Here is a 13,561-nt window from a genome sequence, read left to right as displayed (position 1 = left end):
ACAACAGGATAAAATGGAAAAACAGGTAGCAAAAGAATTAATTGAATTTATACATGAAAGCCCGACCAATTTTCATGTAGTGGCGAATGCTAAAAAAGAGTTGTTGAATCACGGCTTCAAGCAACTGTTTTCAGGTGAGGCATGGCATATAGAAAAAGGTGGAAAATATTTTGTAACGAAGAATCACTCTTCTCTTTTTGCTTTTGAGATTGGTAGCGGTGAGATTGCCGAAGAGGGTTTTAAGTTGGTGTGTGCGCATAGCGACTCCCCGACGTTCAGAATAAAACCGAATGCAGAAATGCTTGTTGCCGGGAAATATTTGAAGTTGAACACGGAAGTTTACGGGGGACCGATCATGTATACTTGGTTCGATCGTCCTTTATCTATGGCCGGAAGAGTTATGCTGCGGAGTTTGAATCCGTTGAAACCCGCGACTCAATTCGTGAACTTTAAGCGTCCCGTGTTGGTGATCCCGCATATTGCCATTCATTTTAATCGTGCCGTGAATGACCAAGGGAATCCGTTGAGTAAGCAAAAGGATATGTTGCCCGTATTGGGAATGATCAACGACACGTTTGAAAAAGATAATTATTTGTTGGGTTTGATAGCTGAAGAGATGAAAGTGGGTAAAGAAGAGATTCTTGATTTCGACTTAACCCTTTACGAGTATCAAAAAGGTTGTTTGGTGGGAATCGACGAGGAATTTATCTCTTGCGGCAAGTTAGACGATTTGGCAATGGCTCATGCCGGGTTGAAAGCATTCTTAGCTTCTGAAAAATGTTCGAAAACCAAGGTGTTAGCTATTTTCGATAATGAAGAGGTGGGTAGCGGAACCAAACAGGGGGCCGGTTCGCCGATTTTGAGAACGATCATAGAGCGGATCGTTTTTGGATTAGGCGGTACTCCGGAAGATCTTTATCGGGCTATTCATAATTCATTTATGATTTCAGCCGATATGGCGCATGCCCTTCATCCGAATTACGTGGAGAAGCATGACCCGACGAATCATCCGGTGATAAACGGTGGTCCTGTCATAAAATTTAATGCCAATCAAAAATATGTGACGGATGGTGATTCTGCCGCTGTTTTCGAAACGATTTGTAAGATGGCAGATGTGCCTTGCCAGAAGTTTGTGAATCATTCGGATATGGCTGGAGGATCTACCTTGGGCAATATTTTGCTTTCGCAGATGGAGATGAGAGGTGTTGATATAGGTAATCCGATGTGGGGAATGCATTCGGTACGGGAGACCGGAGGGGTGATGGATCATTTTTACGTAATTAAGGCGTTTACGAAATTTTATAATGTATGAGAATCCTATCTTACCATTAAAAAACAAGGACCTTCAATTTTTGAGGGTCCTGTTTTTTTTAGATCGCCGCATTTATTAACGGGAGGAGGGTAAACAAAAAAAAGTGCTGTTACGTTATTACTCTGTAATTAGAAGTCTAATTAGCATTTAACTTAAAATTATGATGATGGAAAAACGGAAAAGGAATATTTCCACGTGGCAATTAGCGTTAATGACGGCTGCCGCGGTGATCAGTTTGCGGGGATTACCCATGATGGCTCAAGAAGAGCTGACGATGTTTTTTTATATATTTTTTGCTACTTTTCTGTTCCTTATTCCCGCGGCGTTGGTGGGAGCGGAGTTGGGAAGTGCTTTCGCTGATAAAGGCGGAGGAGTTTATACCTGGGTAAAGGAAGCTTTTAACCGAAGGATGGGATTTGCGGCTATTTTTTTGCAATGGATACAAAATGTGGTTTGGTATCCGACGGTATTAGGTTTTGCGGCTGCTTCCATCGCTTATATGATCGGAAGACCCGATTTGGCGCAAAACGGTATGTTTGTCGGTTTGTTTTCCATTATCATGTATTGGTTTGCAACTTGGGTAACTCTTAAAGGAACCTCTATCGTTTCCCGGATAACCAGTCAGGGGTTCTTGTTGGGAACGGTACTGCCGGGTGTCGTGATTATTGTTATGGCCATTATCTGGATTGTCGGGAAAAATCCGGTATCTTTCGAGCATATACCCTCCACGGTAAGTCAGGTTGTTAGCGTGGATGCCGCACAGCACGTACATCCCCGACTGTTTCCTCATATATCAGGGATGAGCGATATCGCTTTTTTAGCCGGGATCTTACTTTTATTTGCGGGAGTGGAGGTACACGCGGTGCATGCACAGGAGATGAAAAATCCGCAAAAACAATTTCCTGCCGCTATGTTTTTAGCCGCGTTGATCTCTTTTGCTTTGTTTACTTTCGGTTCTTTGGCCGTGGCCGTTGTAACACCTTACGATCAGATTAATCTGCAGGCCGGTTTGTTGGTGACGTTTCAGGAGTTATTCAATCATTATCACATCGGTTGGTTGACGAATGTGATGGGACTGTTGGTCGCGTTCGGAGCATTGGCGGGGGTAATGTCCTGGATATCCGGTCCCAGCCGGGGGTTGTTGTGGACGGCCCGGGACGGGCAACTGCCGAATTTTATGCAAAAGACGAACAAGAACGGAATACAGGTTCATATTTTAATTATACAGGGATGTATCGTTACTGTCTTATCGTCGTTGTATATGGTTATGGATGACGTGAGTGTGGCCTTTTTCCTGTTGAGTGCCTTGACGATCGGCCTGTACTTGTTGATGTACATGATGATGTATGCCTCGGGGATAAGATTGAGATATACTCAACCCGATTTACCGAGAAATTACAGGATTCCGGGAGGTAACCTGGGAATGTGGCTGATAGCGGGAATCGGTTTCCTTGCCGTTCTTTTCTCTTTTGCCGTTACGTTTTTTCCCCCGTCGCAGCTGCCTGTCGGAAGTCCGGCATTCTATACGGGATTGGTCGTTACCGGAACCGTGGTCTTTTTCGCCATACCTTTTATCATCAGTTTCGCCATGGATAAACGAAAACAAAAATCTTGATATTAAACGGAGCTTTTAAGCTCCGTTTATTCTTTTCGTGATTGTTTGCGTGGAATCGGGTTAAAACCTTCGGTTTTTCATTTTGACGATCCTTCGCGAATCGATCAAAAACAGGTCGGGATGGCCTGGGGCCCGAACGTTAATTTGTCTATATTGGATTATAGGTTTACGCGTGTGTTTCTTCGGTGTTATAATTTTAAATATCTGATTATTAATATTTTATTTCGTGATTTAGTCCTGTGTGGTTTTTTCTGATTCCCGCATGGTTTTCAATAAACTTCCATATCGAGGTGTAAACTGAATTTTATATTATAATTGTGAAATATATTGCAATATGTCATCATTATTATACTATATTTGCAAATTGAATGATATTATTGTAAAATATTGATTACAATATTGTCGTGATGATTGATTCGTTTTGATGTTAAACACCTTGTCAGGATTATAGATATGAATACCAGGAATGTTAGTTTGATAGCCTTTTACGAGATAAAAGCGATCTCGAGAGAGTGGAGTTTTAAAATGGTCACGGCACTTGTCGCGCTGATCATGATTTTTCTTCACGTGATCACGCAAAGTAACCTGGTGGAACCGGAGTGGGTTACCGTGTCGTTACCCTCGGCCATCCCTTACACGAACGCTTGCCTGGTAAACGCGTTCCTGTTTATCGTGATCGTGTTTTTTGCCGGTAATTTTCAGCGTAAAAGTCGCGTGGAGGGAGCTAACGCGGCCCTGTCGGCACGCCCGTTCTCGAACCTGGAACTGACGTTTGGTAAAACAGCGGGTTTTTTAGTTTTGATGTTTGGCCTGAGCGTTTTCCTTGTAGTGGTTGCGATGTTAATTCACTTGTTGTTTAGTGACTCTCCTTTCGCTCTTTATCCTTATGTTTTTTATTTTTTCACGTTGACTTGCCCGTTGCTCTTTTTTTTCACGGGATTGACGACGGGCATTAAAGGGATGGCGGGTAACATGGCCTTGTCTTGCGTTTTATTGCTCGGCTTGTTGTTTTTCTTTTTGGATTTTGGCCGTGAACTCTTTCACGGGGTGTTCGACGTGCTGGCCATCACGTTGCCAAACACTTTCTCCGACGTCACGGGATTCGCCGGTCTCGGGAGTTACCTGTTGCAACGGGTCTCCTTTTTAGTTTTTGGATGGGGATTGATCGTCTTGAGTGTCACTTTCGTTCGCCGTCTTCCTCCCGGGACGAAAAGTAATTTCGCATCCGGTCGGCCGGGATTATGGTTATTCGTATTAGGCGTCGTTTTTTCCTGTTTTTACACGGGAAATTTTGCTTGTCGCGACCGGGAGCGAAAGGCGGTTCGGGATGCGTTTGCCAGGTACGAGTCCGTGCCCAAGGTTAGCGTGGCCGATCATGCTATCGAGTTTAAACAGGAGGGTTACACCTACTCGGCGTGTAGCAAGCTAAACTTGCAGAATATTCATAACCAAAAGATAGATTCCGTTGTTTTGTATTTAAACCCGGGGTTAAAGGTCGTGAAATTAACCACGGGAGGGGAGGTTTTACCCTTTCGTCGTGAGCGACAGGTTTTGATTCTCCCGTTAGTGCTGGAGGCGGGAGAGGCGAGACAAGTAGAGATCGAGTACGGGGGCTCGATCTCCCCGGCTGTTTGTTACCCCGAAGTAACGAATATCGATTCTCTCGCCACGACGCGTCGCTATTACATGTACAACACGGGGCAACATTGTTTTTACCTTCAACCGGACTATACCTTGCTCACGCCAGAATGCTTGTGGTATCCCTTGAGTATACCCCCTGTTAACGTCAATTCTCCCTACCTGTCGGGTCAGGATTACACTCGTTTCACGTTACGGGTAAAAGGGGAACGCTCGAGAGCGGTGATCTCCCAGGGAAAGGAGACGAGGGAAGGAGATGACACTCGTTTCGTGAACAAGGTTGCCTTGCCCGGTTTAACGCTTTGTGCCGGCGATTATGCCCGGAAGAGCGCTCGAATAAGCGGCGTTTGGTATGAACTCTTTTTATTCAAGGGGCATGAATACCTCGTTCCCGGGGAAACAACCGCAGAAGAAGCTGTCGACTTCTGGGAAGGCATGTGCAGGTACAGGTCGAAAGATAACAAGGTAACGTACGCTTTCGATAAACTGTGTCTCGTGGAGACGCCTGTTCATTTTTGCGCTTACGGCCGGGACTGGAAGACCAATAGCGAGCTGGTACAACCGGAAATCGTGTTTCGTCCGGAAAGGGAGGCGTTATTCTCCCGGGCGTTTAAAATGGGAACTGAATGGAACGGGACGATTAGCCCGTCGCGTGGTTTTTTGGACATGTACATGAGGGAATTAACCGGTGATAAGCGATACGTCCCGGCGGGAAACGTGTTTTTTAATCAATTGACCGGGAAAAGCGGGAGAAGCAACGTGAGAAATGAAGGTGATATTTCCTATTTGCTGCAAAAGTATCATTACAACGTGTACTCTCCCGAGTTTGCCGGGATCAATCTCTTGTTTCACTATATGCAAGAGGGGTTTGACTCGGATTTTGTCAGTTGGGGAGGGAGTGGTAATTCAATGGCAGCCCGGTATCTTTTAAACCGGAGCCTGGAAGACGCGTTGCAGACCCCGGATAATGAAGTGGGCGTGAAACGTGTGCTATTTTTCAAGGGGTACAATTTTTTAAAGTATATATTATGTAGTGTTTCCCGCGAGGAATTGGAACGTTTTAACACTGGGTTTATTCAAAGTCACCTGTTTCGGGGCTTTAGTTATGAAGAGTATTGCGAAGAGTTGGAGAAACGATTCGGCGTATCTCTTTTGGAGTTAACCCGTGAATTGTATCGCGAGCGAGGTTTGCCCGCGTACTATTTCAGGGATGCCCGGGTGGACGACGTGGAAGCCCCGGGAGGAAAGGAGGGTTTCGTGTTCAGTATAAAAGCGTGGAATAAGGGAAACTGTAGCGGTATCCTCTCGATAAGACGCAGGTATGTCAATGAAGGACGCCATTATCTTGTCCCGGCGGGAGCCTGCAAGGAGATCAAGGTTTATTTCGAGGGACCCAGTGATCGTTGGATAATCATGGTAGAGACAAACGGGTCTCAGAATGTTCCTTCGCATTATGATTTTGAGCCTTTTGCTAAAAAAGGTAGGATTAAAGAACCTGTAGACGGATTTTTTGACGCCGATACCTTTGCTTTCGCTCCGGAACCGGGCGTGTATATCGTGGATAACGACGACCCGGGTTGCCGGGTGCTCGAGGATAGCCGGGCTATGCAGAAGTTGCGCCGGCAAACGAGTTATAAAAATACACGTTGGCGTTGGACTACTAGTCAGGGCGCATATGGAGAACTTTCCAGAAGTTATTTAGAGAAAAAGTCCGGGAAAGGAGATTCCGATGTCGAGTGGGAGGTGGACTTGCCGGAGGCCGGGGCGTACGAGTTGTTTGTTTACAACAACAAGCTTCTTGCCGATAGAAAGAACATGGTCTCTTTTTACAGTCGCGGGAAGAAAAAAAGAAACCCGGTGCAAAAATACCGTTTTGTCCATGCCGGTGGCGTGAAAGAGGTCGATCTCGACCTGTTGCACGCGGAAGACGGTTGGGCATCGCTCGGGAGGTATCGCTTTCCCGCCGGGAAGGCAAGGGTTACCCTGCGCGGGAAAGGCGTCGATCGGCATCAATACCTGTACGCGGATGCCGTGAAATGGGTAAAAGTCAAGTAATCGTGAGATACTCCCCGGGGGAACAAGGGATGGCGGGGTCGTGCTAAAGGACTCGTGTTGCCGGGAATATCGAATCGTTTGGAACTGAATAGTTAGAGAGAGATCAAATAAAAAAATGAAATCATGAAAACAAGTAAATTTTTTATCGTGTTGATTTTGGTACTGGTATCGAATATCGCGTTTGCCGCGGGTAAGGTTACTTTAACTATCATCCCCCCGCTTCGGGATGGCGGTTCCCGTTTGATGGTTTATCATGTTGAATACAGGGAAATAAATGAAGAGTGTAGCTGGAAAAATGGAACAGTTCTTGTACCGAGGGTCGGTGGAAAGTATGTAAATACGCCTTATACCCCTGAGGGTTTAATAGAGGGAAGGACGTATGTTTTTAGAGTAAGTGTTGAAAATTATTATGGTGTTGGACAACCCGGTCCGGAATCGGATGAGATTTTAGTCACAAACGAGGATCAGAGTGGAATAAAAATCCAGAGCGGGGAAGGGCGAGAACGAGTAAGGGGTATGAATACCTTGAGTTTAGCCACTACCCCTTCTGTACAGGAGGCTCGGGGAATGACATTCCTCTGGAGAAAGGAAGAGTAGTTGGATAATATATTTTACGAAATTTATAAATAGTCAGTAATAATACTTTCTCTCTCTTTACTATTTTACTTTAAAACAGAATAGCACGTGGAGTGCGTCCTCAAGGGTTGCCTTTTATCATGGGTGTTGCCATGGATAAACGAACACAAAAACAGAAGCGATAATAGGACAAACGGAGTTATAGAGTTCCGTTTGTTTTATTCTTTTAACAATTGTTCGCATAGAATCGGGTTGAAGCCTTCGGATCTCATTTTGACGATACCTTGCGAATCGATAAAAAAGCAGGTGGGAGTTGCTTGTGTCCCGTAGGTGATTTTCACCGGACTCAGGTCTTCAAAAAAGTCGGAGACAAAAGTATAAGGGAAAGGATACCGTTTTTTGTACTCTTTTAGCTCCTCTAAAGAGGAACAAGGCCAGAAAACGACGATTTCGAAATTGTCGTCGGAATATTTTTGATGGAGGTCGGCCAAGTAAGTACGTCCTTTTTCTCCCATACAGCCCAATCCTCCATAGAGAAGTAGAATCCGTTTGCCCGCTAATGAGGAGAGGTGAAACTCCGTTCCGTTCTCTTTTGAGCCTTGGAAATCGAAGTAGAGATCTCCCTCTTCGATTTGTTTCGTGATGATATGTCGATGCAGGCATTTCCCGTAGAAGGATTCCCGTATCTCCGGGGAGAGCGATTTAAGAACGCGGGATAGCGTATCTTTGGGGATCTCTAATCTTACTATGAATAACCTTTTCAAACCGCTTGGGACAGCCGCGTATTTTAGGGCTAAATTCCGGCTTTCGCGTAGGATGGAGGGAAGTTCTTTTTCATACAATACGGTAAGTAAGCTGTCTCTTTTCTCGGGATATTTTTCCGTTAATTGGAACATTCGTGTTTCGATGACTTTGTACTTTTCCCAGACGAGGGAATCTTCCTGCAAATAGTTTTCTTCCGTGATCTCTTGGGCGAATGCCGGAATCGTGTAATAAAATACGGTCAGTATTATAATGTATTTCATATTCGATCATTTATTATCAACAAATATAAATACAATGGAGAATAGTTCAAAATAAGTAGGAAATTTCCCGAGGATAAAATAAGGAAGATCGGGTATACGGACCCTATTTTCATGTATTACTCTGACAAACACGAACGAATTTATCGAAATAGTTTCTTCCGTGAGGAATACGTTATTATTTTCAACCTGTAGAAACATGATTTAAGGGGCTGTCCAAGCCCCTTTTGAAATATTTTCGATTGCTTTTATTCCGGTAGATTCATGACGAGTAAAGAAGGTAACGAGGTAAACAGTGATGGGTCACGCGTTAATTCGATACAGCTGGAATAACTTACGATAAGTAAGCTGTCCGGCCGGTTGATTTGGCGATTGTTTACGAGGGCTTGATCCCGGGTGAATAGTCGCGTTGCCTTAACTGTTTTTTCCATGTTCTCTTCCAGATGCGGTGACGGTGGGACGGGTGTTAAAAAACAGAGATGGATGACGGTTTCGTTTTCCGCGAATAATTTCTGAATGTAAGGTAGCAGTGAAAAGTCTTTTTCATCGAGGAGGAGCATAAATAGACGGCGAATACGCGTATATCCCCTGTTGACGAATATGGCCACGGGGCTGTCCGTATTTTTGATCACCTCTTGTAATTTGTCTTTCATCAGCCCGCCAGGTAATTGAAAAAAGCGTTGCCGTATGTTTTTCAGTGTACGTTGAGAGAGCGTACATGCCTGATTTTGTGCGGGGGGTGATGTTTCAGGTTGCAAAAATTGCGGGCCTGCTCCGATAAGTAATAGATGAGCTTTTTCTTTGTTGGCCAGTTGGCTTATTTCCCGGATCAGATGGTCCGTAACTTTATAGCGTTTATCGACATTTAGGTTTAAACGGGAAGCTTCTTGTTCGAGAGGAACGAAGCTTTCCTCTGCATATTGTTTGGCTTTCCGGGGGTTCACGTCTGTTCCGATCGTGTAGTGGGCGGCAATGATTTCCGTATCTTCTAATTGTTTGCCGAATAGGTGTGCGGCGACGGAGAGCAGAAGTTTACCGCTTTCGGGGCGCCCGAAAGAGAGTAGGAGTTTGAATTTATTCGTGGTGACCTCAGAAGTGGTCTGGAAGATTTTTTCGACCGTTTTCAATATCGGAGTGGTCATAAACGTGGTAATCAAAGCCATTAGTATTAAAATGACGAATATTTCCGGGGAGAGGACTCCCATTTCATAACCGATATTCAGGGCGACGAGTTCCATTAATCCCCTTGTATTCATTAGTGTACCGACGGTGAGACTATCTTTCCATGTTTCTCCGACCAAACGGGCGGCAATCGTGCAACCGCCCAGTTTACCCAATATGGCGATGAAAATCAATAGGGCGCAAACCATCCACAATTCGAGTGTATTGATTAAGCCGATCTCCGTACGAAGACCGGTAAAAGCAAAAAAGAGCGGTAAAAAGAAAATCAAGGCGATATCCTCTACTTTTTCCATCATTACTTTTCGAAATCCCGGATTGGTGGGCATGACGACGCCGGTAAGGAAAGCACCGAACAAAGCATGGATCCCGATGATTTCGGTCGTAACGGCAGAAGCGATTAAAATTAAAAAGATAAAAGCCACGAATGTTTTATTGATGACTTCAGCGTTGATGTAGGAATCTCCGACCTTACGCAAAAAAGGCCGGACAATGCCGAACATGAAGGCTATGAATAGTATCGTTATACCTACCGTGTATAATGCACTGAGAAAGGTTCCCGCCTTGGCGACCGCTATGACGATAGCCAGTAAGCACCAAGCTGTGACGTCGTCATTAGCGGCGGAAGCGATGGCTAATACCCCGATAGGAGTTTTGGTCATGTTGCGTTCCTGTATGATACGGGCCAGTACCGGGAAAGCCGTTATACTCATCGATATTCCTATAAACAGGGCGAACGGCAGGAATTCCGTTTGATGGGCCGCGTATTCTTCGTATATCCAAAAAGAGGCGGCTATTCCTAAGAAAAAAGGAACGATGATTCCCGCGTGGCTGATCACGAGGGTTTCGTTCATTTTGTTTTTTAAGAGGTTGAAATCAACGTCCATGCCGATGACAAACATAAACAGGATTAATCCGATTTGACTGAGTAACTCTAAGTTTGTTAAAGAGTCTGCCGGAAATAAGGCGTGAAAGAAATCCGGGAAAAACAACCCTAAAACCGATGGGCCTAATACGATTCCGGCTATGATTTCACCGATAACACCCGGTTGGCCCATGTATTTAAACAGGTAAGAAAAAATTCTTACCGAAAACAGGATGATGATGATTTGAAAGAGTAAAACCGTTAACGGGCCTTGAAGGTTGCCGATGATGATATTTTTAAACATGTTGAAAGCATTGTCTCCCGAATCCGCAACTGTTTCCGTATCGGTTTGCCCGGTAAATTTTTCTCCGGTAAGTAATGCTTCGTAAATCAATACTCCGAATATAAGGAGCATAAGTATGTAAATACAGTAATTTTTCTTATTTCTTTTCATCTGATTGTTATTTGTTATCCGATGTCTATTTACGTTTTTTTGTCGTAAAAGGTAACAATTATCGTAAATTAATTTAGGCACCTACATACAAGATTACCCTAAACTTTTTTATTTAAGTCATTACGCCTATTTATCTTTTTAATCTCTTACTCACGGAATCATTGAATCACAGAATTTTTTTATTCCTTCGTCGGAATCCCTGAATGTTACGGGTAAATTTTTGGAGAATAAAAAAGAGGTCCTTTTGGAACCTCTTTTTGTGGGCGCTGAGGGATTCGAACCCCCGACCCTCTGGGTGTAAACCAGATGCTCTGAACCAACTGAGCTAAGCGCCCGTGTATCGAATTGCGGTGCAAATTTAATTTATATTTTTAATTTGTCAAAAGAAATGAAGAATTTTTTATCGAAAAATTATTTTTCCGATCTCTCTAATTCTTTGCTGAAAAGCGTGTCGAATGGTTCTCCTCGGGTTAGTTTCCCGTTTTGTAAGCATATGACTTCGACACATCCTTTTGCACAAAGTTGGTTATCAGGAATTTTATAGATGTCTTCAAAAAAGAGCAGTTTGATTCCTTCCCGTTTTAAGGCGATCTTTACCGAAAAGCGGTCGCTTCCTTTGAGAGAGTGTTTGTAGGAGATATCCACTCTTGAGACCATGGCATCTATCCCTTGAGCGTGAAGATCGGAGAAACTTTTACCGGTGGATTCCAAAAATTCATGCCTGGCGTGTTCTAAATAATGCTGATAATTGGCATTGTTGACTACTCCTTGAATATCGCACTCGTAGTCACGTACTTTCATTTCTAATTCGAATAGATATGTATGCATGTTTTATAAACCTAAAGATTCATTGATCAGGATGATTTTAATTCGTTTGGGCGGAAAAGACTTTTCGGTGATAGTCCAGGTGTTGCAAAGGCGATCGCTGCTTTGGCAGTTCATGCAGGAGGCGGTTGTTTGACATGGCGTGTGCAAATGGGGATGACGTATCGCGTTCCGGGGGGCGGCGACGGTACGGATGCGTTCCATCGCTTTTTCCAGATTTTCGGTGATTTTGTTTACGCCGATGAATAAAACGACGTTTTTGGGACCGAACGTGATGCCTGCAACCCGGTTCCCGACCATATCCACATTGACGAGTTGGCCCTGCTTGGTTAAGGCATTTGTTCCGGTAAGAAACAAATCGGCCTGTAAGGCTTGTCGTCTCCAGTATGTTTTTTGGGTTCTACTATATCCCTCTTGAAAGGTTCGGATCAATACGCATTCGGGATGGTTTTCCAAGGCATTCAATACTCCGGTAGCCTTCATCGTTTCGGAATCGCCCCAGGAGATTGCGGTAGGCTGGAGGCGTTCGAAAATCTCGGTGAAGAAAATCTCTTGAGCCTCGGTTGTCGTTCGGGCAAAATAGACTTCGAAATGATTTTTTTCTAACGCTTTTATCGTGTGCTCTATGGTCTCGTTTTCCATGGCCGAAAGTTTATATATTAAGCAAAGATAGGATAAAAACAGAAAGACTCAAAAAAGAGGGCCGTAAGTAGGTGGGTAACTAATCTTTGTGAATGTCGTATGATATCGAACTGTAACGTGTTGTAAAACAAATCCCGATCTGATTTTGATCGTGTTATTTTATCGACAGGGGATAATGGATTTTTTTTGTATTTTTGCCTTTTTGAATGGGAAATATAGTATTTATTTGAAAATGTTAAATTTATGAGAGTTCTTTTTTCGTTACTTTTTCTTATTTTATTCGTGCATATTACTTCGGCTCAGTTAGTGTTGAAGTCTGAGAAAGGGGAGTTCGAGTGTCGGTTGATCGGCCGGGCTTTGTTTGACGGGGGCGTATTTTTTAGTGATAAGACTCCGTTGGGAAATGCCGTCGAGGTTTATGATGTACGTTTAGGGACCACCATGCGTTTTTTGGATCATTGGTATGGAAAAATCGAGATAGGATTTGCTAATAGTGAAGTTTCTTTGAAGGATGTTTATATCGAATATCAGCAAAAACGCCACGCGATCCGGATCGGACATTATTACGAAGCTTTTGGGTTGGATTACCGCATCGGGACATCGGATATGAAATTTAACGGGGCGTCTGTTACCGGAAAAGCATTTGGAGATCGTCGTAAATTGGGGATCAGTTATATCTATAATGTAGACGCTTTAAATTTGTGGACTGGCATCTTTAGCGATAAGGATGTGGATAATAAGGAGAAAGGAGATGAGGGGTATACGATAGCCGGCCGGTATCTGTATCGTCCTTATGTAAATGGAGATAATGCCGTTCACATCGGGCTCTCTTCCCGTTTCAGCACGCATGGGGAGGCGGAAAAAAATACGATTACTTATGCTGCCGGAGCTCCTTCCGAGTTGCTTTCGGAAAAGTTCTTGAAGGCGGAGGTAACGGAGGCCATCAATCAATGGAAATTGGGAGCCGAGATTATTCTGGTATACGATAAATTTTATATGCAAAGCGAATATATGCTCGGGCATGTGAACCGGAGGCATGCCGTTTCGAATTATAACGGTGACGGTTGGTACGTGCAGATGGGATACGCTTTGTTGAGCGGAAAATACGGTTACAGCAAGATGACAGGAATGGCGAAGAGTCCGGGAACAAAAAGCCTGGAGGTACTTTGTCGATATAATGTGACTAATTTGAATGATCGAAAAGCAGGGATTATGGGGGGGAAACAAAACGATCTTTCTTTGGGAGCTATCTATTATTTCAATAAATATATTGCGGCTAAAATGAGTTATAGTCTGGTTAGTTTGGATAAGTATGCCCAGATTGACGGTAAGCAGACTTTTAACATGATTCAGGGACGGGTACAGGTGAGTTTTTAAT

General features: G+C 43.9%; 9 protein-coding genes and 1 tRNA gene. 5 read left to right on the top strand and 5 right to left on the bottom strand.

What is annotated here, in order from left to right; translation table 11 throughout:
- The first annotated feature begins 13 nt into the window (after window positions 1-13).
- The 4 genes from PGR74_RS09595 to PGR74_RS09580 all read left to right on the top strand — a co-directional run bounded on the left by PGR74_RS09595 (window position 14) and on the right by PGR74_RS09580 (window position 7,217).
- Window positions 14-1,312 carry a M18 family aminopeptidase gene (locus PGR74_RS09595; RefSeq protein ID WP_110688581.1) on the top strand — a complete coding sequence of 433 codons (1,299 nt, stop codon included), beginning with the start codon at window positions 14-16 and terminating at the stop codon, window positions 1,310-1,312.
- 166 nt (window positions 1,313-1,478) lie between these two features.
- Window positions 1,479-2,927, top strand: a complete 1,449-nt coding sequence (locus tag PGR74_RS09590; protein ID WP_270517023.1) for an amino acid permease — start codon at window positions 1,479-1,481, stop codon at window positions 2,925-2,927.
- 453 nt (window positions 2,928-3,380) lie between these two features.
- The gene (locus tag PGR74_RS09585) at window positions 3,381-6,620 is read left to right on the top strand and encodes a golvesin C-terminal-like domain-containing protein (RefSeq protein ID WP_270516997.1); all 3,240 of its coding nucleotides are present in this window, start codon (window positions 3,381-3,383) and stop codon (window positions 6,618-6,620) included.
- A 123-nt stretch (window positions 6,621-6,743) separates the two neighbouring features.
- On the top strand, window positions 6,744-7,217 hold the full coding sequence (locus PGR74_RS09580; protein WP_270516996.1) for a fibronectin type III domain-containing protein: 474 nt from the start codon (window positions 6,744-6,746) through the stop codon (window positions 7,215-7,217).
- 197 nt (window positions 7,218-7,414) lie between these two features.
- On the opposite strand, the gene PGR74_RS09575 is transcribed toward PGR74_RS09580, so the two are convergent.
- The 5 genes from PGR74_RS09575 to PGR74_RS09555 all read right to left on the bottom strand — a co-directional run bounded on the left by PGR74_RS09575 (window position 7,415) and on the right by PGR74_RS09555 (window position 12,183).
- Entirely contained in the window at window positions 7,415-8,221 is an 807-nt protein-coding gene (locus PGR74_RS09575; RefSeq protein ID WP_270516994.1) for a peroxiredoxin family protein, read from the bottom strand.
- Window positions 8,222-8,466: 245 nt separating this feature from the next.
- On the bottom strand, window positions 8,467-10,716 hold the full coding sequence (locus PGR74_RS09570; RefSeq protein ID WP_041505532.1) for a cation:proton antiporter: 2,250 nt from the start codon (window positions 10,714-10,716) through the stop codon (window positions 8,467-8,469).
- A 260-nt stretch (window positions 10,717-10,976) separates the two neighbouring features.
- A tRNA-Val gene (locus tag PGR74_RS09565) sits at window positions 10,977-11,051 on the bottom strand.
- A 76-nt stretch (window positions 11,052-11,127) separates the two neighbouring features.
- Entirely contained in the window at window positions 11,128-11,544 is a 417-nt protein-coding gene (locus PGR74_RS09560; RefSeq protein ID WP_041502808.1) for an acyl-CoA thioesterase, read from the bottom strand.
- Between the two features lie 3 nt (window positions 11,545-11,547).
- Window positions 11,548-12,183 carry a lactate utilization protein gene (locus tag PGR74_RS09555; RefSeq protein WP_041502809.1) on the bottom strand — a complete coding sequence of 212 codons (636 nt, stop codon included), beginning with the start codon at window positions 12,181-12,183 and terminating at the stop codon, window positions 11,548-11,550.
- Between the two features lie 243 nt (window positions 12,184-12,426).
- Between PGR74_RS09555 and PGR74_RS09550 the strand changes: the two genes are divergently transcribed.
- Window positions 12,427-13,560: an OprO/OprP family phosphate-selective porin gene (locus tag PGR74_RS09550; RefSeq protein WP_041502810.1), complete on the top strand. Its 1,134-nt coding sequence runs from the start codon at window positions 12,427-12,429 to the stop codon at window positions 13,558-13,560.
- The last annotated feature ends 1 nt before the right edge of the window (window position 13,561 follow it).

Source organism: Sanguibacteroides sp. AM78-02pH3A, from assembly GCF_027666085.1.
Taxonomy (GTDB): Bacteria; Bacteroidota; Bacteroidia; order Bacteroidales; family Marinifilaceae; genus Gabonibacter; species Gabonibacter massiliensis.
The sequence above is the reverse complement of the archived record's forward strand: the minus strand, read 5'-3'. Positions and strand labels throughout refer to the sequence as shown.

Bases quoted from the DNA above. Each gene is read 5' to 3' on its own strand.
- PGR74_RS09595 (WP_110688581.1), top strand. From the start codon at position 14: ATGGAAAAACAGGTAGCAAAAGAATTAATTGAATTTATACATGAAAGC.
- PGR74_RS09590 (WP_270517023.1), top strand. From the start codon at position 1,479: ATGGAAAAACGGAAAAGGAATATTTCCACGTGGCAATTAGCGTTAATG.
- PGR74_RS09585 (WP_270516997.1), top strand. From the start codon at position 3,381: ATGAATACCAGGAATGTTAGTTTGATAGCCTTTTACGAGATAAAAGCG.
- PGR74_RS09580 (WP_270516996.1), top strand. From the start codon at position 6,744: ATGAAAACAAGTAAATTTTTTATCGTGTTGATTTTGGTACTGGTATCG.
- PGR74_RS09575 (WP_270516994.1), bottom strand. From the start codon at position 8,221: ATGAAATACATTATAATACTGACCGTATTTTATTACACGATTCCGGCA.
- PGR74_RS09570 (WP_041505532.1), bottom strand. From the start codon at position 10,716: ATGAAAAGAAATAAGAAAAATTACTGTATTTACATACTTATGCTCCTT.
- PGR74_RS09560 (WP_041502808.1), bottom strand. From the start codon at position 11,544: ATGCATACATATCTATTCGAATTAGAAATGAAAGTACGTGACTACGAG.
- PGR74_RS09555 (WP_041502809.1), bottom strand. From the start codon at position 12,183: ATGGAAAACGAGACCATAGAGCACACGATAAAAGCGTTAGAAAAAAAT.
- PGR74_RS09550 (WP_041502810.1), top strand. From the start codon at position 12,427: ATGAGAGTTCTTTTTTCGTTACTTTTTCTTATTTTATTCGTGCATATT.